The sequence below is a fragment of the Kribbella catacumbae DSM 19601 genome (assembly GCF_000372465.1).
Taxonomy (GTDB): Bacteria; Actinomycetota; Actinomycetes; order Propionibacteriales; family Kribbellaceae; genus Kribbella; species Kribbella catacumbae.
The window spans coordinates 15,800-35,411 of record NZ_AQUZ01000001.1; the positions used below are offsets into that span (position 1 = coordinate 15,800).

Sequence of the window (19,612 nt, forward strand, 5' to 3'; positions counted from 1 at the left end):
CGCGGTCTTCTGTTGTTGAGAAGGTCGCGTGGGTGGTGGGCAAGCGGATGCGGGCTTCGCGCTCGTATCCGCGGAGGCAGCAGATCGCTATCCCTGCGCGGCGACGAGGAACATCGGCACCGCGACGAAGATCCGGTTCGTGCGGGCGCGCTCGGCCTGCTCGGCAAGCCAGCTCTCCTCGTCGGTGATCCGGTGCAGCAGGGCGAGCGCGGTGTCATCGGTGAACACACTGGTGCGCACCTCGACGACCGGGTCGGTGAACCCGGCGTCGAGCAGCAGGTTGCGGTACCTGCGGGCGATGCGCGGCGACGGGAGCGAGTCCGCCTTCGCGTGGACCAGCCGGCGGGTGGTCTCCGGCTCGTCCGAGTCGATGACGACCGTGTCCCAGTCCTGGCCGAGCAGCACGGCCCGGCCGCCCGGCGCGAGAACCCGGCGGGCCTCGGCCACGGCTCGCACCGGGTCAGAGAGCGTGTGCAACACCTTGTCCGCGCGGTAGCCGGCAACCGACCCGGTCTCCAACGGCAGCTCGCAGGCGTCGCCGGCGTGGAACTCGCCGGCCGACCAGCGCTCCCGGGCCACGGCGATCATCTCGGGGTCGTGGTCGACGCCGACCGCGCGGGCCCCGCGCTCGGCCAGCTCGGCGACCGCGCGGCCACCGCCGCAGCCGACGTCGATCACGGTTTGGCCGGTGAGGTCGCCGAGCAACTCGTAGGAACGTGTGCGCAGCTCGGCGGACATAGGCTGCGCGTCGACGGCGTCGAGGACAGCAAGCAGATTGGACATGCCCGCCATGATCCGACTTAATGTCGACATGAAGTCAAATTTGATGACGATCGGCCAGGTGGCCGACCACTTCGGCCTTCCGACACACGTACTGCGGCACTGGGAGTCGGTGGGCCTGCTCTCCCCCGCCCGCGTCGCCGGCGACCGCCGCCGCTACACCCGCGATGACCTGTTCCGGGTGGCGTCGATCGTGATCGCGAAGCAGGCCGGCCTGCCGCTGCCGGACATCCGGACGTTTCTCGCCGCGCGCGACCCGGCCGCCCGCACGGACGTGCTGCGCCGCAACCACCGCGCGCTGCAGGCCAGGATGGCGGCGTTGCGCTCAGCACTCGATCTCCTCGAAGCCGGAATGAACTGCTCGCACGAGGACATCACGACCTGCCCGAACTACCGGGCACACCTCGCGGGGGCGGCACTGGCAGGGGCCGATGATCGAGTGATCTGTGTTCCTTCCTGATCGCCTGAGGGGTATCACTATTCGTGTTCACCGGGGGGAGTAGCGGATCCATGGATTTCCGGCCGCGGTGGACACCGCTCCAGAGCTGTCGGCGCCGACCGCCACGGCGGCCACCCTGCTGGCGTTCAACCTGCTTCGCGCCTGACCGGACACGGCCCCGCCGAGCACGCCCAGCCCTCACCCATGGAGGCCAGCAGATAGAGAGGTCTTCGAAGAACCCTTGGCTGGCCAAGTTCGCAATGCAGCAGGCCCACGCCTCCGACCACCCTGTCCCCTTGGCGGCCTTGTCCACCGGGGCATGACCATCGCACCAGTTCTCTTCAGGGAACAGCCCTTCCGTGAAGTCACCTGGCTGCATGCCGTCCTCCACCCCCAGCTCGGCCCCGCTCGACCCGGGCCCAGATCGCGCCGAAATCACTTCACGAAAGGTGGTCGGGCTTCCCGAGCGCCTCGATCCGGCCGACGACAGCCTGTCCGCGTGGACGGAGCGTTACCTCGATCTGGCCGTGCGTGGGGTCCGCTCGGCGGAGGTCACCGCCAAGATCTCCCGGCATCTGCAGCGCTTCGGTGCCTGGATCACGGGCGGACTCGGGCACGACCGACTCTCGGCCGTCACCCCGCGCGAGGTGCGCCCAGGCGCCGGCGGTTCGATCCGCTCCTCGCACAGGTGCTTGAGCAGCTCCTCCCGGACCCGTTCAGGCCGCTGTTCGGCGTGCGCGACCTCCTCGGCCAGCCACACCGCGAGCTTCGTCGCGTCCTCGGTCGTGCAGATGCGAAAGCCGAGGTCCGTACGGATCTGATGGCGGTGGTACTCGATCGTGGAGCCGGACCACTCGTAGAAGCCAAGCTCAGCGGCAGGAACCCGAACCTGCTTGGCCACGTGCTCAACCACGTCGTCCGGCAGCTCTGAACGGCCGCGCGGGAACCGGCCGTGCTGCGTGTAGAACTTCAGCAAGAGCGCGAAGCCGAGTCGAGTGGCATTGCGCTTTCCGGCGATCAGGTCGCGCTCTTCGTCCAGGATCGTCCAGTGCTCGACCAACTCGTCGATGTGCATCGGGGGGTGTTTCATGACCAACCAGCATTGACCAGACAAGTCACAGCAAGATCAACGCCGTTTGGGGCTCATGACACGTTTCTTACCGGCACCCCTTGATGGCGGCGGCTACCAGGTCGGCTGCTGTTGTGTCGCGGGTTCGGCGGCCGCGGTCGTAGTACTGGGTGGTGGAGATGGTGGCGTGGCCGACGTCCGCCTGGACATGCTGGATGCGGGCGTCCTGCTCGAGCGCGATCGTCACGTAGGCGTGCCGGAGCGCATGCGGATGCACGCGGTCGGCGACCTCAGCCAGCGCAGGCCCAGCCTGTACTGCGACCCGCCGCAGCAGGGCGTTGACGTCGAAACGGGAGCACCGGCCACCAGCTTTCGTGGCGATCAGCGGTGCGTGCTTGGCGCTGGTTCTGCCGCGGAGTGCCGGCGTCGCGGCTTCTCCGGAGCGGTCTCGCTCGGACAGGTAGTCGGTGAGGGCTGTTGCAGCTAGGTCGGTCAGGTATACCTCGCGGTGGACGCCGCCCTTGCCTAGTACTCGCAGCATGGGCTCTCCGCCGGACAGGACCAGGCTGTCGCGGTCTAGGCCGACCAGCTCGGAGACGCGGAGGCCGAGGGTCAGGAGGCCGACTACTGCGACTGCTCTGCACGCGTAGAGGTGTCGGTAGCGGGTGCGGTTGGGTAGCTCGGCCGCAGCGTCCAGTAGCGCTCTGAGCTGTCCGGCAGTCAGCCGAATCGTCGGAGAAGCGTCACGAGCTGTGCTGCCGAGCCCGAGCCGGGCGCGGTTGAGAGCCGCCGGGTTGGCCGGTACTACGCCGGTCTCGGTGAGGTGGCCATAGAACGCTGACAACGTGGAGAGCATCCGCTGCCGAGTCCGCTTCTCCGCCCCAGCCGCGTCGAGCTGATGCAGCCAAGCCTTCACCTCAGCCCCGGTAGCCGCCCGCGGATCCAGCCTCCGCGCAGCACACCACCGAAACCACGCCAGATGATGCAACACCCCCACCCGCCCAGCCGGCGGCCGACTCCCGCCTGCAATGCCCGCAAGGCCGGTGCTGGCCGCCCTGCCCGTCCTGCCGATGCTGCCGATGCTGGCCGCATTGCCCGCCCTGTCCGTGTTGCGGGCCGGGTCGCCGGAGGTTGCCAATGCTTCGATCCATGAAGTGGGGAGGCCGAGGGCGTAGGCGTAGGTCTGGCGGGTGCCGGTGTTTGCGTACTGGCTCAGCCAGTCGGCGATCTGCGCCTGGAACTCCGCCGGGTTCTCTACGCCCGGCCACTCGTCTTCGTCTGCCGGCTCGATCTGGGCAGGCGCTGCTCTGAGCGTCTCCAGGAGAACCAAGGCGTCCAGATCTGCGGGCATTTGGCGATCTTCTCGTGCCTCCTGGCGGTCTTTCGAGTGCCGCGCCGTACGCGCCAACAAAACACTGGTTTCGTTGGCTCGTGGTTTGGTTTTAGAAACGCCGTACCGGTTTGCCGGTTTTATAGCTCCTAACCTCTACGCTCACGGGCATGAGTGAGGAGACTGGGCGCTGCGGATACAGCAAGTGCCGGACCGAGTTGCCCGCGCCGGGGATGCAGGGCGGGAGGCCGCGGAGTTTCTGCCGGGATACCCGCTGGGATGGCGGGCGGACTTGCGCGCAGATGGCACGGGCCGAGCGCGAGGCGCTGGGGGCGCTTGGGTTGGATGCCGGCAGCAGTACCTTCCGGCTGGACGCTGAGCGGCTGCGGGAGCACCTGGAGACGATCCGCGAGCCAGTCGACGCTCTGACCGCGGCGCTGGCCGGAGTGGCCGCGCGACTGGATGAGGTAGAGGCCGCTGCTGTCGCCTCGGTAGAGGCTGCTCACGCACAGGTCGCTGAGGCTGAGAGAGCACGAGTGGCTGCTGAGGAGGCCCGCGAGGGAGCTGAGCGACGCACTCGCCAGGCGACGGCATCCACAGAGCGAGCAGCCAAGGAGCGAGCCGAGGCGGTCGACCGGGCCAGTGCGGCTGCCCGGCAAGCGCTGGAGTCCACCGAGGCGCTCGGCGCGTCACGTCAGCAGACCCAGGATGCGATCGGTGCGCGAGACCACGCCGTACAGCAGGCGGAGGCGGCGGCCGCAGTACTGGCTGCTGCGGAAGAGCAGGTCCGTGCTGGCGACCGAGAGCGGCTGGAGTTGGCGGCAGCGGTCGAACATGTATCCCTCGAACGCGACGTTGCTGTCCGCAGCCAACAGGAACGCCGAGCCGAGCTGGACCTACTACGCACCGAGCTCACCACCGAGCGCCAACGCACCACCGAAGCAAGAGCCGCCCACCGCGCAGCCCAAGAGACCGCAAGCCTCGCCGAAGCCGCCCACCAGGCAGCTACCCAATCCGAGGCCGACCTCCGCGTCGCCCTAGCGCGCTCGGAAGCCGAACTCACTCACCTATGCCAAACCACGGCCCAGACCGATGCCGAACTCACCCACCTGCGCCAATCCGCCGCCGGAACCGACGCCGAACTCCTCCACCTGCGCCAAGCCGGCGCCGAACGCGACGCGGAGCTCACCCGCGTCCGTCAGACCGCTACCGAGACCAGGGCCGAGCTCACCCGGCTACGCAGCGACCTCGCCGAGAAGCCCACACCCCGCCTCCACCCCGACGACCTCCAAGCAATGCTCGCCGCCCTAACCCCTGTCCCCCAACCCACCAGCTAACCCCGCCCCCAGCCCCGCCCATCGCGCGCCTCCCCTCCCCTCGCCTCCGCCTTGCCCGGCGCCTCCGGGTGAGGGCGGCTTGGGGCGGGCTGGGGGCTCGCGTTGGGGATGAAGTGGGTGGGGTGAGGGGAAGCTGCGCGCGTGTGGGGGTTGTGTTGGGTGGGGGGTTGGGGGAATGGTGGGTGAACCAGGAGGGACGTCATGGCAGACAAGGCGAATACTTCCCAGGGCGGTGGTGCTGCTCCCGTCGCGGAGCACCCGGCCGCCATTCGTAACGTGGTGCTCGTCGGGCCGTCGGGTGCCGGCAAAACCACTCTCGTCGAGGCCTTGCTGGTCGCCTCCGGAGTGCTGTCCAGACCTGGCACCGTCGTCGACGGTACGACGGTGTGCGACTGCGACGACGCGGAGATCCGGCAGCAGCGATCGGTCGGGCTCGCGCTCGCCCCGCTCCCCTACAACGGGGTCAAGGTCAACCTGATCGACACCCCCGGGTACGCCGACTTCGTGGGTGAACTCCGCGCCGGGCTGCGAGCGGCAGATTGCGCTCTCTTCGTGATTGCGTCCAACGAGGGCGTCGACGAGCCGACCAAGGCGCTCTGGCAGGAGTGCGACCAGGTCGGCATGCCGCGCGCCGTCGTCATCACCAAGCTCGACCACGCCCGGGCGAACTACGAGAACGCGCTCTCCGCCGCGCAGAACGCCTTCGGGGACAAGGTTCTGCCGCTCTACCTGCCGACTGGCGATGGGCTGGTCGGGCTGCTGTCGCAGACGCAGTACGAGTACTCCGGCGGCAAGCGGACCACGCGCGCACCCGATTCGCAGTACGCCGATCAGCTGGAGGAGCTCCGCGGCACGTTGATCGAGGGCATCATCGAGGAGTCCGAGGACGAGTCGCTGATGGAGCGCTATCTCGGCGGCGAGGAGATCGACCAGGCGGTACTGATCGAGGACCTCGAGAGAGCGGTTGCGCGCGGGTCCTTCTTCCCCGTCATCCCGGTCTGCAGCGGTACCGGTGTCGGCACGATGGAGCTGCTCGAGGTCGCGACGAGCGGATTCCCGTCGCCACCGGAGCACCAGCTGCCCGAGGTGTTCACCCCACACGGCGTCGCGAAGCAGAAGCTCGCCTGCGATCCGGACGGGCCGTTGCTGGCCGAGGTGGTGAAGACGACGTCGGACCCGTACGTCGGCAGGGTCAGCCTGGTGCGGGTGTTCTCCGGCACCATCAGGCCCGACACGACAGTTCACGTGTCGGGCCATTTCACGTCCTTCTTCGGTGAGGCGAACAGCCATGCCGACCACGACGAGGACGAGCGCATCGGCACGCTCTCGTTCCCGCTCGGCCGTCAGCAGCGCCCGGCCACCACGGTGATCGCGGGTGATCTGTGCGCGATCGGCCGGCTGACCCGCGCGGAGACCGGGGACACGCTCTCCGATAAGTCGGACCCGCTCCTGCTCAAACCGTGGACGATGCCCGAACCGCTGCTGCCGATCGCGGTACAGGCGCATGCGAAGACCGATGAGGACAAGCTGTCCGTCGGGTTGCAGCGGCTCGCCGCGGAGGACCCGACGCTCCGGATCGAGCAGAACCCCGAGACGCATCAGATCGTGTTGTGGTGCATGGGCGAGGCGCACTCGGACGTAGTGCTCGATGCGCTGGCCAATCGGTACGGCGTGACCGTGGACACCGTCGAGCTGCGGGTGCCGTTGCGGGAGACGTTCGGGGGCAAGGCGAAGGGGCACGGACGGCACGTCAAGCAGTCCGGCGGGCATGGGCAGTACGCCGTCTGCGACATCGAGGTGGAGCCGCTGCCGGAGGGGACCGAGTTCGAGTTCGTCGACAAGGTGGTCGGTGGGGCGGTGCCGCGGCAGTTCATCCCAAGTGTGGAGAAGGGCGTCCGGGCGCAGATGGAGAAGGGCATCGGCGCGGGGTACCCGATGGTGAACATCCGCGTCACGTTGCTGGACGGGAAGGCGCACAGCGTCGACTCGTCCGACATGGCGTTCCAGATGGCCGGCGGGCTGGCGCTGCGCGAGGCGGCGTCCGCGACGAAGGTCAACCTGCTGGAGCCGGTGGATCTGGTGTCAGTGCTGACGCCGGACGATCTGGTCGGCTCGGTGATGAGCGATCTGTCCGGTCGTCGGGGACGGCTGCTCGGCACCGAACGCGTCGGCGAGAGCCGCACGCTGGTGAAGGCCGAGGTTCCGCAGGTGGAAATCACCCGCTACGCCATCGACCTTCGCTCTCTGTCCCACGGCGCCGCGTCCTTCACCCGAAGCTTCGCTCGCTACGAAGCAATGCCCGACTCCGCGGCCCAGCGGGTCAAGTCCACCACCTGACTCAGACGGAAAGGCTTAGCTGAGGCGGCGGCGGATGTCCTTGGTGCGGAGGTAGTCGGCGACGTCGTCGTAGCGTTCCGACTGGTTGGCGAACTCGATGTACGAGCGGACTCGGTGCAACCAGTCCAGCGTGGACGGCTTCACCGTCGGGAGCGCCGCTGACAAGTGCTGCATCGACAGCGGTGGCTCGCCTCCGCTGGCCAGTGCCTCGTCGATGACCCGGTCTACTCCGCGTTCGACCAGCGCTCGCAGATCGGCGCCGCTGAACATCGGCGTTTGCGCGGCGAGCGCCTTCAGATCCAGAGCCGTTGCCGGCACGTCTTTCAGCACCACCGAGAGGATGTCCGCCCGAGCCGGCTCATCCGGCGGCGGAACGAAAACGACCCGGTCGAAACGCCCCGGCCGCAGCATCGCCTCGTCCACGTCCCACGGCGCGTTCGTTGCCGCGAGCACCAATAGCCCGTCGTTCTCTGAGCCGATCGCGTCCAGTTCCTGCAGCAGTACGTCGACCAGCCGCCGCGACTCCGACCCGCCGTGCTTGTGCCGCGCGAACGCCAACGCATCCAGCTCATCAAGGAACAGCACACACGGCGCATTCGCCCGGGCCCGCTCGAACGCCGCATGCAGATTGCGTTCCGAGACCCCGAGGTACGGGTCCATCACGTCCTCGATCCGGACGTTGACGAACGGCAGCCCGCACTCCCCCGCGGTCGCCCGCGCGAGCAGCGTCTTGCCGCAACCGGGCGGCCCGTAGAGCATCACGCCACCGCCGGACTTGCGGCCGTACTTCTCGTACAGCTCGGGACGGCTGAGCGGCAGGATCACCATCCGGTGGATCACCCGCTTGATCTCTTCCATCCCGCCGACCTGGTCGAAGGTCGTCGTCTCCTTCGCGGTGTCGCTGTCGAACGACGGCTCCTCCTCCGGCCCGACCTTCACCCGTACGCCGCTGCGCTCGGTGATCATCTCGTCGGCCAACTGCTGCAGCCGCCCGGTCCCCTCGACGATGCCGGCCTGCCTGGCCGCCTCGAGGCAGCTCCGCAGCAATGGGAGCCTGCCGTTGGCCGCGGCCAGCTCGCCGACCGGTACCAGCTGGTCCACCGGGAGCCCTTGCTGATCGAGCAGTACGACGTACTCGTCGAGGGCGGGCTCAGTGTCACCCGCAGCCACGAGTGACTCGGCGAGGATGAGCCGGAGCAGGACGTCGTCCGGGCTGGCCTCGACCGCTTTGCGCAGCGCGGAGATCCGGTCGTTCGTCATGAACCCCACTTCCGGTTGTACCAGCGGCGTACCAGCGGCGGCACCACCCACGAGTAGATGCAGAACGCGAACCAGCCGATGGCGAAGACGACCGCCAACGGCCGGAGCCCGGCGAACCGCAATCCGTAGATGATCGCGACCGCCGCGATCCAGACGACCAGCGGGTTGAACCGCTGGAAGGGGCGCAACGGCCGGAGCAGCGGATGGTTGAGCAGCTTGGCCTCGCGGGCTGCTCCGCGGAGGTCACCGTCCGACGGATTCGACGCGGCCGCGGAAGCGAGAGAGCGGTATCCCGTCCTGGCATCACCGGTGAGCATGGACGCCGTACCGTGTAGCGCCTGCGCACCTGGATCCTCGGGATCCACAGAGAGCGCTTTCTGGCTGTGCCGGCGCATGTCCTTGTGCCGGCCCTGCGCGAAGGCGACCTGCGCTCGCGCTGACGAGACCGCCGCGCTCTCGGGCGCGAACGACGCGGCGCGCTCGACCAGAGCGGCAGCCTTCTCCGTCTGCCCCGCCGCGAGGCAGACCATTGCGTAGCCGAGCAGCAGGTCGGGCTCGTTCGGGTCGAAGCTGAGGCCTTGCAAGTAGACCGATTCGGCCTCTTGGAGCTGACCGGCAGCACGGAGCGCAGAGCCGAGGAGTTGCAGCAGCGGCACCGACAGGCCGTAGTGCGACAGGCCGTCACGTAGTACGGCGATCGCCTCGTCGTTGCGGTCCAGCGCGTGGAGCGCGGCACCCCGGAACAGGTAGGCGCGATTGTCGAGCGCCGCGTCGCCCCAGAGCCCTTGAAGCTCGTCGAGCGTCCGCTCGGGGTGGCCGATCTGCAGCCAGTGGCCGGCCATCTGGAGTCTGGCCTCGGTCGGCTCGTTCATACCGCGATCACCACGAGCGCCAGCACGGCGATCTCGAGCAGCCCGCATCCGATCACCGCGGCGAGGCCTGGACCCCACAGCGACCTGTACTCCGTACCGCGCAGCTGGAACGCGCGATCCATCGGCTGCTGGATCCGCAGCTGGGCCAGACAGGTCAGCACCGCGATCACGCGGATCGCGACCCGCGTGCCTGATGAGGCCGTGAGCTCGTCCGTCAGGAGAATGAGAGCGATCGCCGCGAGCACCAGCCCGGCTCCGCCGGAGAGCAGGATCAGCCGCCGTCCACTCACCGGTACGCCGAGCCGGCGCGCGTTCAGGGTCGCGATCACGGTGGTCGCGATGACGCCGCCGAAGAAGGCGACGTAGGCCTGCGACGTCAACCGCCAGGGGCGCGCGGACATGTCGACGTCCGCGCCGATGGTGGGGCGGAGCAACTCGTCCGGCATGGGACTCCCTCGGGAAGGATCGGGCTCGCGCAGTTTAACCTGGGCCGATGACCGAGAACTGCCTTTTCTGCGGGATCGTGGCCGGCACCATCCCGTCGCAGCAGGTCGCCGAGAACGACCGGGCGATCGCCTTCATGGACATCAACCCCGCCACTCGGGGACATCTGCTGGTCGTACCGCGGGCGCATGCCACCGATTTGCGGGAGAGCGCTCCCGAGGATCTGATCGGCGCGACCCTGCTGGCCCAGTCGCTGGTCAGCCGGGTGATCGACCGCCTGGACGCCGACGGCGCCAACCTGCTCAGCTGCATCGGCGCCGACGCCTGGCAGAGCGTCTTCCACACCCACCTGCATGTTGTCCCCCGCTACAAGGACGACCCACTACGACTTCCCTGGCACCCCACCCCGGGCGACTCCGACGAGATCACCGCAACCGCCGCCACCCTCCGCTGACTCGCACTGCGTGCGGACTGCTGCGCACGCACGCCCCTCCGCGGATGCCCCGACACGCCGGGGGAAGCGCTTGCTGGCCGGGGGCGGGTATGCATGGGCGTCCGGCGCCTCACAAAGCTGACTACCGCCGGGCGACCAACTCGTAGACGGAGACGAGTTCGCCGACCAGCGCGCTCCAGTCATACCGCTGTACTGCGTTGCGCCCCGCTTCGCGTAGCTTGTCGCGGTCCTCGGGTGAGTCGAGAAGCCGGGACGCCCGCTCGGCCAGGAGTTCGGCGTTGCCGGGCTCGAACAGTTCTCCCAGGCGGCCGCCGTCCAGCACCTGCCGGAACGCGGCCAGGTCGCTCGCCAGGACGGGAGCTCCTGCGGCCATTGCCTCGAGCAGCACGATCCCGAAGCTCTCCCCGCCGAGATGTGGTGCGACGTACACATCCGAGCTGGCGAGCATGTCCGCTCTGGCCTCATCGTCGATCGCGCCGAGGAACACCACGTTGTCGCGGCAGGCTGCCGGCATAGAGCGACGGGCCTCATCCGCTTGGCCGGTGCCCGCGACCAGTACCTTCAACCCGGGCCGCTCGGCGACCAGGCGCGGTACTGCGGCCATCAGCACGCCGAGCCCTTTGCGCGGCTCGTCCAGCCGGCCGAGGAAGCTGATCGTGCCGTCCTTGCCTTGCCACTCGGGACGGATCCGCCCGGCCAAGCGGTCGACATAGAGCCCGTTCGGGATCACGACCGCCTCGCCGCCGATGTGCTGGACCATCATCGAGCGCGCGCTCTCCGACACGGCGATCCTCGCGTCGAGCTTCTCCAGCGCCGGACGCAGCAGCCCGGCCGCCGCGCTCATCGCTCGCGACCGCACCTGCCAGGTATGGAAAGTAGCCACGAACGGCCCATCACCCGCCCAGAGCGCAATGATCGAGGCACTCGGGGTGGTCGGCTCATGCACGTGGACAACGTCGAAATCACCGTCGGCCAGCCAGTTCCTGACCCGCGCGGCCGTGCGCGGCCCGAACGTCACCCGCGCGATCGACCCGTTGTACGGCACCCCGACCGCATGACCGGCCGACACGACGTACGGCGGGCCGTCGTTGTCGTCGACCGGAGCGAGCACCGACACCTCGTGGCCGAGGGCAAGCAACGCCTCGGCCAGGTCCCGGACGTGGTTCTGCACCCCGCCCGGCGTACCGAGCGAGTACGGGCAGACCAGGCCGATCTTCATCGTCAGTCCAGGAAGATTCGCTGCAGCATGTGCCAGTCCTGCGGGTGTTCGGCGATACCGAGGGCGAAGGCGTCGGCGCAACGCTGGGTCATCTGGGCAGGTCCGCCGGTCCGGTCGATCGGATCGTGGAAGGTGATGACCAGGTCCGGGCCGTCGTAGTGCAGCGTCGCCGGGATCAGCGGGGCGCCGGTCCGCACGCTCAGCGCCGCCGGGCCGGCCGGCATCCGCGACTGCCGGCCGAAGAACTTCACCGGTACGCCGCGCTCCGACAGGTCGCGGTCGGCGACCAGGCAGACGAAACCGCCCGCCCGCAACCGCTGCGCCAGTACTCCGAACACGTGGTCGTCGCTTCCCGTCAGGGGAAGCACCTCCATACCGAGCTTCGCACGATAGGCGACAAAACGGTCGAACAGGGACTCAGGCCGCAGCCGCTCGGCCACCGTCGACACCGGCATCCCGGTCCGGCCCGCCCAGGCGCCCGCATGGTCGTAGTTGGCCAGATGCGGAAGCGCGCAGATCACGCCCTTGCCGGCCGCATGGGCATCGCGGAGGACCTTCTCGTTGACCGTGCGGACCCGGCCGACGATCCGCTCGTCGTCCCACTCGGGGAGGCGGAACGCTTCCTGCCAATAGCGAAGGTACGACCGCATCCCGGTCCGGGCCAGCGCGTCGAGCTCGGCCGGACTCGCGCTCGGGCGGACTACGGCCAGGTTGGACCGAAAGCGCTGCACGCCGGACCCGTTACGCCGTACGACGAAGTCCGCCACCCGGACGAAGATCGCCGTGACGAGCCGCTCGGGCAACCGTCGTACCAGCGCCCAGGCAAGCGCGAACGCCCCGTCGACGGCGCGCTGCCGCAGAGCCTCCACAGCTCAGGAACTGGCAGGCGAGGTGCCTGAACCGGAGCCGGTCGTCCCGCGATCCGAGGCGGCATCGTCGGCAGAGGCGTTGTCCGCGTCGGCGCTCGGCGTCGTACCGGGGCCGGCGCCCTCGGCGGGGGCGGTGCCCGCGGCGGCGCTCGGAGTACCGGGTGGGGTGCCGAGGCCGGCGTTCGCGGGGTCGGCGAGGACCTGCTTGCGGACCGACAGAGTGCGCTGGACGACCGTGATGGTGCTGGCGACGGCCAGGGCGCAGAGAACGATCTTGAGCAGGATCGGGAGGTTGAGCACGTCGGAGAAGAAGCCGATGACCAGCACCGAGACCAGGCGGTCCGAGCGCTCGGCCAGGCCGCCACTCGCCTGCAGGCCGAGGCTTTCGGCCTTAGCCCGCGCGTACGACGTGGTCGCGCCCATCACCAGGGCCCAGAGCGTGACGCTGGCCATCCACGGGCTGTCGCCGTGGCTGCCCGCGTAGTACAGCACCAGGCCGCCGAAGATGGCGCCGTCGCCCAGCCGGTCCAGCGTGGAGTCCAGGTAGGAACCCCACTTCGACGACGTGCCCGAGGTGCGGGCCATGTAGCCGTCGATCAGGTCGGAGAAGACGAAACAGGTGATCACGACAACACCCAGCCAGATGTGGCCGCGCGGGAAGAAGATCAGCGCACCGGCGCAGACGCCGATGGTGCCGACCAGCGTGACGGCATCGGCGCTCACGCCGAGCTTGAGCAGGAGGTTGGCGATCGGTGAGATCACCTTGGTCCAGAACTGCCGGAATCTGTTAAGCATCGCGACGCGATCGTAGACCAGCCAGGTCACCGGTGGGTTACTCGCCACCCCGGACCACTATCGCGTGCCCCCTCCGGTGACGCACCATGGCCACACCGGACAGGTCTCCCCCCACCCCCGTCGGGAGGTCCAGATGACCGCACCTCGCCCCAGGCCGGCAGTGATCCCCGGACGCCCCGTACTGCGAAGAATGGGGTGCTGGGTGCTCGTGGGAGCCCTGCTGGTCGGGTGTTCGGTGGCGCGCAAGGCTGACGAGGCGCGGCCCCCGAGTGCTCCGCCGCCGGCGGTGATGCCCCGGGTAGTGGCGCCGCCGCAGGCTGAGGGGCTCGATGGGACGTCCGGTGAGCTCGGGCCCCACGTGTGTTCAGCCGTGACCGCCACGCTGAGCAAGCAGCTCGGAGTAGCGGTGACGGCGAAGCCGGCCTCTTGGAACGATGGCGGTCTGCCGGCGCTCGACTTGTGCACTTTGGTCCTGGACGGCCGGGCGGTCACCGTCGGCGTCAGCGCGCTCCCGCGGCAACCGGATGCGCTCGACCGCCTGCTCGCCGGCGCCGGGACGCCGGAGTTACTCCCCGAACTCGGACCCGAGGCACGGATCGCTGCGTCGCGGGTGGTGTTCGCGGTCGACGACCGAGCGGTCCGGGTGACGCCGGCGGGCGGGATCGACCGCGGCTACCCGAACGGGATCGATCACGCGAAGGCGGTCGCGATCAGCCTGGCGGTGCGGGCCGTAGTACCGAAGATGTTGCGCAATGCACGGCAGTCGGATGCCGCCTGTCAGCTGTCGAATGCAGAGGCCGAGCGGTTCGTCGGCGCGCAGGTGCAGCTCCGGCGCGACTATCGGGTGAACGGTGCGCTGACCTGCATCTGGGGCACCTTCGATGCCACGGTCGCGATCGTCGAGTCGTTCCACATCGACAGCATCCCGGAGGCCAAGCAGACTCCCCCACCACGCTCGGCGCCGATCGGCCGTCCCGGCTACTACCTGCCTGACCAGGGCGAACTCGTCTTCCGGCAAGGGCGCCGCGTGGTCCGCGTGACCGGCCTGACGAATCCGCCTCGCGAGATCCCGCTGAAGACTCTCCTCGACGTGGTCGCCCCGCTGCTGCCGCTGTTCATTAGATAGGCCCAGATCCGGTAGGCCAGGACTTCGCCAGCAGTGCCCGAGTGTCCGACAACAACTGCGGCAGGACCTTCGTCTGAGCGATGACCGGCATGAAGTTGGCGTCGCCGCTCCAGCGCGGTACGACGTGCTGATGCAGGTGGGCCGCGATTCCCGCGCCGGCGATCTCGCCCTGGTTCAGCCCGATGTTGAAGCCGTGGGCCGCCGAGACGATCCGGATCGCCTGCATGGCCTGCTGGGTCAGCGTCGCCACGTCGGACACCTCGTCCGGCGTCAGGTCGGTGTAGTCGGCGACGTGCCGGTACGGGACGACCATCAGATGACCCGGGTTGTACGGATACAGATTCAGTACGGCGTACGCCGCCTCCGCCCGCTGAACGATCAGCCCGTCCGCATCCGACAACGTCGGAATCCGGCAGAACGGGCAACCGTGCCCGGCCTCACCCGTGGTCGGCTTGTTCTCCCCGGCGATATAGGCCATCCGGTGCGGCGTCCACAGCCGCAGGAACGGATCGGGCACGCCGAGCCCGTCCTGCTGCTCCAAGCCATCCGGCCCGTACGGCGAATCGCCGGGGAGATCGGTCATACCTGTACGCGCTTCTGCACGGCCTCGACGATTTCGGCGACGGCGTCGGCGATCGGGATGCCGTTCTTCTGCGACCCGTCGCGGTAGCGGAAGGAGACCGAGCCGGCCGCCATGTCCTCGTCGCCGGCGATCAGCATGTACGGGACCTTGGCCTTCTGGGCGTTGCGGATCTTCTTCTGCATCCGGTCGTCGGAGCTGTCGACCTCGATCCGGATCCCCTCCGCCTTGAGCCGCGCGGCGACGTCGTACAGGTAGTCCACGTGGCCGTCGGTGATCGGGATGCCGATCACCTGGACCGGCGCGAGCCACGGCGGGAAGACGCCGGCGTAGTGCTCGGTCAGCACCGCGACGAACCGCTCGATCGAGCCGAACAGCGCCCGGTGGATCATCACCGGCCGCTGCCGCGAGCCGTCGGAAGCCGTGTACTCCAGCTCGAACCGCTCCGGCAGGTTGAAGTCCAGCTGGATCGTCGACATCTGCCAGGTCCGGCCGATCGCGTCCCGCGCCTGCACCGAGATCTTCGGTCCGTAGAAGGCCGCGCCACCCGGATCCGGTACCAGCTCGAGACCGGAACCTTCCGCCACCTCGCGCAGCGTCTCCGTCGCCTCCTCCCAGACCTCGTCCGACCCGACGAACTTCTCCGGGTTCTTGGTCGAGAGCTCGAGGTAGAAGTCGTCCAGGCCGTAGTCGGCGAGCAGACCCAGCACGAAGTTCAGCAGGTCCTTCAGCTCGTCGCGCATCTGCTCGCGGGTGCAGTAGATGTGCGCGTCGTCCTGGGTGAAGCCGCGGGCTCGGGTCATGCCGTGGATGACGCCCGACTTCTCCAGCCGGTACACGGTGCCGAACTCGAACAGCCGCATCGGCAACTCGCGGTACGACCGGCCGCGGGAGTCGAAGATCAGGTTGTGCATCGGGCAGTTCATCGGCTTCAGGTAGTAGTCCTGGCCCTGCTTGCGGATCTCACCGTCCGGCCCGCGCTCCTCGTCCAGGTGCATGGGCGGGTACATGCCGTCGGCGTACCAGTCCAGGTGGCCCGAGGTCTCGAACAGCTGCGCCTTGGTGATGTGCGGCGTGTAGACGAACTCGTAGCCGTCCTCCACGTGCCGCTGCCGCGAGTAGTCCTCCATAACCTTGCGCAGTACGCCGCCCTTGGGGTGGAAGACCGCGAGGCCGGAGCCGATCTCGTCGGGGAAGCTGAACAGATCCAGCTCGGTGCCCAGCTTGCGGTGATCGCGCTTGGCGGCCTCTTCGAGGCGGCTCAGGTACGCCTTCATGGCATCGCGGGTGTCCCACGCGGTGCCGTAGATCCGCTGCAGCTGCGGGTTCTTCTCGCTCCCCCGCCAGTACGCCGCCGCGACCCGCATCAGCTTGAAGTTGCCCAGATACCCCGTGGCCGGGACGTGCGGCCCGCGGCACAGGTCCTTCCAGGCGACCGAGTCGTCGCGCCGGATGTTGTCGTAGATCGTCAGCTCACCGGCGCCGACCTCGACCGAGGCGCCCTCGGCGGCGTCCGCCGAAGCCGACCCCTTGATCCCGATCAGCTCCAGCTTGTACGGCTCGGCGGCCAGCTCGGCGCGCGCGTCGTCGTCCGAGATCACCCGGCGGCTGAACCGCTGCCGCTCCTTGATGATCTGCTGCATCTTCTTCTCGAGCTTGGTCAGATCCTCCGGGGTGAACGGAGTAGCCACGTCGAAGTCGTAGTAGAAGCCGTTCTCGACCGGCGGGCCGATGCCCAGCTTGGCGTCCGGGAACAGGTCCTGGACGGCCTGCGCGAGCACGTGCGCGGTCGAGTGCCGGATGATCGCCAGCCCGTCCGCGGACGACGCCAGGACCGGCTCGATCTCGTCACCGTCGGCGATCACCCGGGCCAGGTCGCGCAGTTCCCCGTTGACCTTGGCGGCGATGGCGGAGCGGTCCTGGCCGAAGATCTCGGCGAACAGCTCCCCGACAGTCGTCGTCTCGGTCACGCTCCGCTCAGCCTCGCCCTCGATGCCGACCAGATGGACCTTGACTTCGGACACGTTCACTCCTCGAGTACGCCGCCCCGCCGTGCGCGGGCCGTTACATCGCAGATCGTATCTAGTCGGACGCCGGGCCGTTGCAGCCCATCCACAGGGGGAGGCCGACCTGACGAAAGTCAGGGGTAAGTGGCTCCCATAGTCCGATGTGCCGGGGTGCCTTCGATTTCTAGGTTCGTAGTCACACTCCGAACTCCGAAGGGCTCCGCGTGATCACCCTCGAAGCACTCAGCAAACGCTACGGCGAGACCACCGCCGTCGATGCGTTGGACCTGGCCATCTCCCCCGGCCGGGTGACCGGCTTCCTCGGCCCGAACGGCGCCGGCAAGTCGACCACGATGCGGATGATCCTCGGCCTCGACACCCCCACCCAGGGCCGCGCCCTCGTCGACGGCCGCCCGTACGCCGAATGGCCGGTCCCGCTCGCCAAGGTAGGCGCCCTCCTCGACGCGAAGGCCCTGCATCCGCGCCGTACTGCCCGCAATCACCTCGTCGCGATGGCGCGCAGCAACGGCATCCCGGTCAGCCGGGTCGACGAGGTGCTGTCCGTCGTCGGACTCGACGAGGTCGGACGCAAGCGCGCCGGGCAGTTCTCCCTGGGCATGGGCCAGCGACTAGGGATCGCCGGCGCATTGCTCGGGGACCCCGAGGTACTGATGTTCGACGAGCCGGTCAACGGTCTCGACCCGGACGGCGTCCGCTGGGTACGCCGGCTGATGCGCCAGCTCTCCGCGGAGGGCCGGACCGTCTTCGTGTCCAGCCACCTGATGAGCGAGATGCAACTGACGGCCGACCAGCTCGTCGTGATCGGCCGCGGGCGGCTGATCGCCGATGCCCCGATCGCCGAGGTGATCGCGGGCTCCTCCCGGAGCACAGTGCGGGTCCGGATCCCAGCCGTCGCCGACCTCGCCCAGCTCCGCGACCGTTTGCTGCCCGAGGCGGAGCAGGTCGAGTCGCTACAAGGTCAGCTCATCGTTGCCGGAGTACCGGCTGAGCGGATCGGCGATCTCGCGCACGAACTCGGCGTACGGCTGCACGAGCTGCACACCGAGCGCGCCTCGCTCGAGGAGGCCTACATGGAGCTGACCGCCGACAGCGTCCAGTACGGCGTGGTGGCGTCATGAGCGACGCGATCCTGCACTTCACCGAAGAACTGATGTCGTCGTGGTGGATCTATCTCGCCCTGTTCGGCTTCGCCGCGCTGGACGGGTTCTTTCCCGCGATCCCGAGTGAGACGCTCGTCATCACGGCCGGCGTCTTCGCCGCCACCGGCGAACCCAACCTGTACGTCGTGATCGCGATGGCGGCGGCCGGTGCCTTCCTCGGCGACCACGTCTCGTACGGCCTCGGCCGGGGCGCGGGCGGCCGTCTGCTGGACCGCCTCGAACCGGGGACGAAGCGGCACAAGATGGCCGGCTGGGCGCGCAACGCGCTCGAAGAACGCGGCGGCCTGGTGCTGATCGTCGCCCGCTACATCCCGGGCGGCCGGACCGCGGTGACGTTGACGATGGGAGCCGTCCGCTATCCCTTGCGCAACTTCTCCTTCTTCGCCGCACTCGCCGCAGTCAGCTGGGGTCTGTACTGCTCGCTGGTCGGCTACCTCGGCGGCAAGGCGTTCGAGGACAACCCACTCAAGGGTGTTGCCCTGGGCATCGGTCTCGCCCTGACCGTGACGCTGCTCGTCGAGGTCATCAGGCACCAGCGCACCAAACGCCGTACCCCTGAACCTCAGGTCGAGACTGACACGGATCTCATCAAGGCAGGAGAACGATGACCACGGCAACCATCACCGTCCAGCAGAGGTCGAGCGGGCTGCGCAACGCGGTCGCTTCGGAATGGACGAAACTCTGGACGGTCCGGTCGAGCTGGCTGAACATCGTGGCCGCGGTGCTCCTGACCGGCCTGCTGGCGGTGCAGTTCGGTTTTTCGAGAGCGTGGGAGAACACGCATCTCGCGCCGGGCGCGATCGCGGAGAAGTCGGCGGTCGGTACTGTCGCGATGTCGGCGATGATGATCGTCCAGGTGATCGTCGCGGCCTTCGCGATGCTGCTGGTGACCTCGGAGTACGCGACCGGCAGCATCCGCTCGACCCTGCAATGGACTCCGGTACGCCGGAACGTGGTGCTCGCGAAGGCGATCGTGCTGGCGCCGGTGCTGTTCGGCTATGCGCTGCTGCTCGGAGTGATCGGGGCGATCGCCGGTGGCCTGGCGATGGGTGAATGGGCTGACTGGGATCTGGCCGCGCTGGTAGTCGACCTGCTCGCGCTGGCGGCGTACCTGACTTTGGCCGGGCTGTTCACGGCCGGGATCGCGTTCGTCATCCGCAGTACCGCCGGGACGCTGACGGCGGCGTTCCTGCTACTGATCGTGGTGCCGATGATGATGTCTCAGAGCAGCCTGCGAGCCCTCGTCTGGTGCGCCGCCCTGCTCCCAGGCGGCGCCGGCCAGAACTTCCTGTCGGGCTCCGCCGATCCGCTCTCCCCCACCGTGAGCTTCGTAGTACTGGTGCTCTGGGCCGTCGGCGGCCTGTGGGCTGGTTTGAAGATCCTGCAGAAGCGCGACGCGGCCTGAAGGAACGGCCGTGCTCGCCCGCGACTGGCCGCACCGCCTCCACAGCGACATACGAAGGCGTCACAGCCTTCGTTTAGAAGCTGGGCTTGCTGGGGCCTTTCTGGTGCCT

Annotated in this window: 19 protein-coding genes; 8 read left to right on the plus strand and 11 right to left on the minus strand. The window is 68.6% G+C overall.

Translation table 11 applies throughout. The features are described 5' to 3' along the window. Positions 1–87: 87 nt before the first annotated feature. Positions 88–783 (minus strand): methyltransferase domain-containing protein, encoded by a 696-nt coding sequence (locus tag A3ES_RS0100075; RefSeq protein WP_020384729.1) that lies wholly within the window; start codon positions 781–783, stop codon positions 88–90. Positions 784–811: 28 nt separating this feature from the next. On the opposite strand from A3ES_RS0100075, the gene A3ES_RS45710 reads away from it, so the two are divergent. Then, on the plus strand, positions 812–1,240 hold the full coding sequence (locus A3ES_RS45710) for a MerR family transcriptional regulator (protein WP_237744821.1): 429 nt from the start codon (positions 812–814) through the stop codon (positions 1,238–1,240). A 490-nt stretch (positions 1,241–1,730) separates the two neighbouring features. On the opposite strand, the gene A3ES_RS45715 is transcribed toward A3ES_RS45710, so the two are convergent. Together A3ES_RS45715 and A3ES_RS0100090 are read right to left on the minus strand one after the other, a co-directional pair. Continuing rightward, positions 1,731–2,309, minus strand: a complete 579-nt coding sequence (locus A3ES_RS45715) for a DUF4158 domain-containing protein (protein WP_157630236.1) — start codon at positions 2,307–2,309, stop codon at positions 1,731–1,733. 67 nt (positions 2,310–2,376) lie between these two features. After that, complete coding sequence (locus A3ES_RS0100090; protein ID WP_020384732.1) at positions 2,377–3,639, minus strand: tyrosine-type recombinase/integrase; 1,263 nt, start codon at positions 3,637–3,639, stop codon at positions 2,377–2,379. 149 nt (positions 3,640–3,788) lie between these two features. Here A3ES_RS0100090 and A3ES_RS0100095 point away from each other — a divergent pair, with 149 nt between their 5' ends. Both A3ES_RS0100095 and A3ES_RS0100100 read left to right on the plus strand, forming a co-directional pair. Further along, positions 3,789–4,955 carry a coiled-coil domain-containing protein gene (locus A3ES_RS0100095; protein ID WP_157630237.1) on the plus strand — a complete coding sequence of 389 codons (1,167 nt, stop codon included), beginning with the start codon at positions 3,789–3,791 and terminating at the stop codon, positions 4,953–4,955. A 201-nt stretch (positions 4,956–5,156) separates the two neighbouring features. Then, positions 5,157–7,292, plus strand: a complete 2,136-nt coding sequence (locus tag A3ES_RS0100100) for an elongation factor G-like protein EF-G2 (protein ID WP_020384734.1) — start codon at positions 5,157–5,159, stop codon at positions 7,290–7,292. 15 nt (positions 7,293–7,307) lie between these two features. Here A3ES_RS0100100 and A3ES_RS0100105 read toward each other — a convergent pair whose 3' ends face one another. From A3ES_RS0100105 to A3ES_RS0100115, 3 genes are read right to left on the minus strand one after another with little or no spacing between them, the layout of a single operon-like run. After that, positions 7,308–8,552: an AAA family ATPase gene (locus tag A3ES_RS0100105; RefSeq protein ID WP_020384735.1), complete on the minus strand. Its 1,245-nt coding sequence runs from the start codon at positions 8,550–8,552 to the stop codon at positions 7,308–7,310. After that, entirely contained in the window at positions 8,549–9,424 is an 876-nt protein-coding gene (locus A3ES_RS0100110) for a tetratricopeptide repeat protein (RefSeq protein ID WP_026162432.1), read from the minus strand. The genes A3ES_RS0100105 and A3ES_RS0100110 overlap by 4 nt, the downstream gene beginning before the upstream one ends. After that, positions 9,421–9,870, minus strand: coding sequence for a hypothetical protein (locus A3ES_RS0100115; RefSeq protein ID WP_020384736.1), 450 nt, complete (start codon positions 9,868–9,870; stop codon positions 9,421–9,423). Before A3ES_RS0100115 ends, A3ES_RS0100110 begins: the two co-directional genes overlap by 4 nt. Positions 9,871–9,917: 47 nt before the next feature. On the opposite strand from A3ES_RS0100115, the gene A3ES_RS0100120 reads away from it, so the two are divergent. After that, positions 9,918–10,322, plus strand: coding sequence for an HIT family protein (locus A3ES_RS0100120; RefSeq protein WP_020384737.1), 405 nt, complete (start codon positions 9,918–9,920; stop codon positions 10,320–10,322). A 121-nt stretch (positions 10,323–10,443) separates the two neighbouring features. Here A3ES_RS0100120 and A3ES_RS45720 read toward each other — a convergent pair whose 3' ends face one another. From A3ES_RS45720 to pgsA, 3 genes are read right to left on the minus strand one after another with little or no spacing between them, the layout of a single operon-like run. Beyond that, positions 10,444–11,541 (minus strand): glycosyltransferase family 4 protein, encoded by a 1,098-nt coding sequence (locus tag A3ES_RS45720; RefSeq protein WP_020384738.1) that lies wholly within the window; start codon positions 11,539–11,541, stop codon positions 10,444–10,446. A 2-nt stretch (positions 11,542–11,543) separates the two neighbouring features. Next, the gene (locus A3ES_RS0100130; protein WP_020384739.1) at positions 11,544–12,410 is read right to left on the minus strand and encodes a phosphatidylinositol mannoside acyltransferase; all 867 of its coding nucleotides are present in this window, start codon (positions 12,408–12,410) and stop codon (positions 11,544–11,546) included. A 3-nt stretch (positions 12,411–12,413) separates the two neighbouring features. Next, a complete protein-coding gene (gene pgsA, locus A3ES_RS0100135) occupies positions 12,414–13,205 on the minus strand; it encodes a phosphatidylinositol phosphate synthase (RefSeq protein WP_040453743.1) in 792 nt (263 codons plus the stop codon). Between the two features lie 133 nt (positions 13,206–13,338). Between pgsA and A3ES_RS0100140 the strand changes: the two genes are divergently transcribed. Next, positions 13,339–14,331, plus strand: coding sequence for a hypothetical protein (locus tag A3ES_RS0100140; RefSeq protein ID WP_237744822.1), 993 nt, complete (start codon positions 13,339–13,341; stop codon positions 14,329–14,331). Here A3ES_RS0100140 and A3ES_RS0100145 read toward each other — a convergent pair. Next, the gene (locus tag A3ES_RS0100145) at positions 14,324–14,914 is read right to left on the minus strand and encodes an HIT family protein (protein WP_020384742.1); all 591 of its coding nucleotides are present in this window, start codon (positions 14,912–14,914) and stop codon (positions 14,324–14,326) included. The two genes, A3ES_RS0100140 and A3ES_RS0100145, sit on opposite strands and share 8 nt — an antisense overlap. Further along, entirely contained in the window at positions 14,911–16,935 is a 2,025-nt protein-coding gene (thrS, locus tag A3ES_RS0100150) for a threonine--tRNA ligase (RefSeq protein ID WP_020384743.1), read from the minus strand. Before thrS ends, A3ES_RS0100145 begins: the two co-directional genes overlap by 4 nt. Before the next feature lie 206 nt (positions 16,936–17,141). Here thrS and A3ES_RS0100155 point away from each other — a divergent pair, with 206 nt between their 5' ends. The 3 genes from A3ES_RS0100155 to A3ES_RS0100165 are packed head-to-tail and all read left to right on the plus strand — an operon-like array spanning position 17,142 to position 19,503. Next, complete coding sequence (locus A3ES_RS0100155; protein ID WP_020384744.1) at positions 17,142–18,056, plus strand: ABC transporter ATP-binding protein; 915 nt, start codon at positions 17,142–17,144, stop codon at positions 18,054–18,056. Further along, positions 18,053–18,706: a DedA family protein gene (locus tag A3ES_RS0100160; protein ID WP_020384745.1), complete on the plus strand. Its 654-nt coding sequence runs from the start codon at positions 18,053–18,055 to the stop codon at positions 18,704–18,706. Before A3ES_RS0100155 ends, A3ES_RS0100160 begins: the two co-directional genes overlap by 4 nt. Continuing rightward, positions 18,703–19,503 (plus strand): ABC transporter permease, encoded by an 801-nt coding sequence (locus A3ES_RS0100165; RefSeq protein ID WP_020384746.1) that lies wholly within the window; start codon positions 18,703–18,705, stop codon positions 19,501–19,503. Before A3ES_RS0100160 ends, A3ES_RS0100165 begins: the two co-directional genes overlap by 4 nt. Positions 19,504–19,612: the final 109 nt, after the last annotated feature.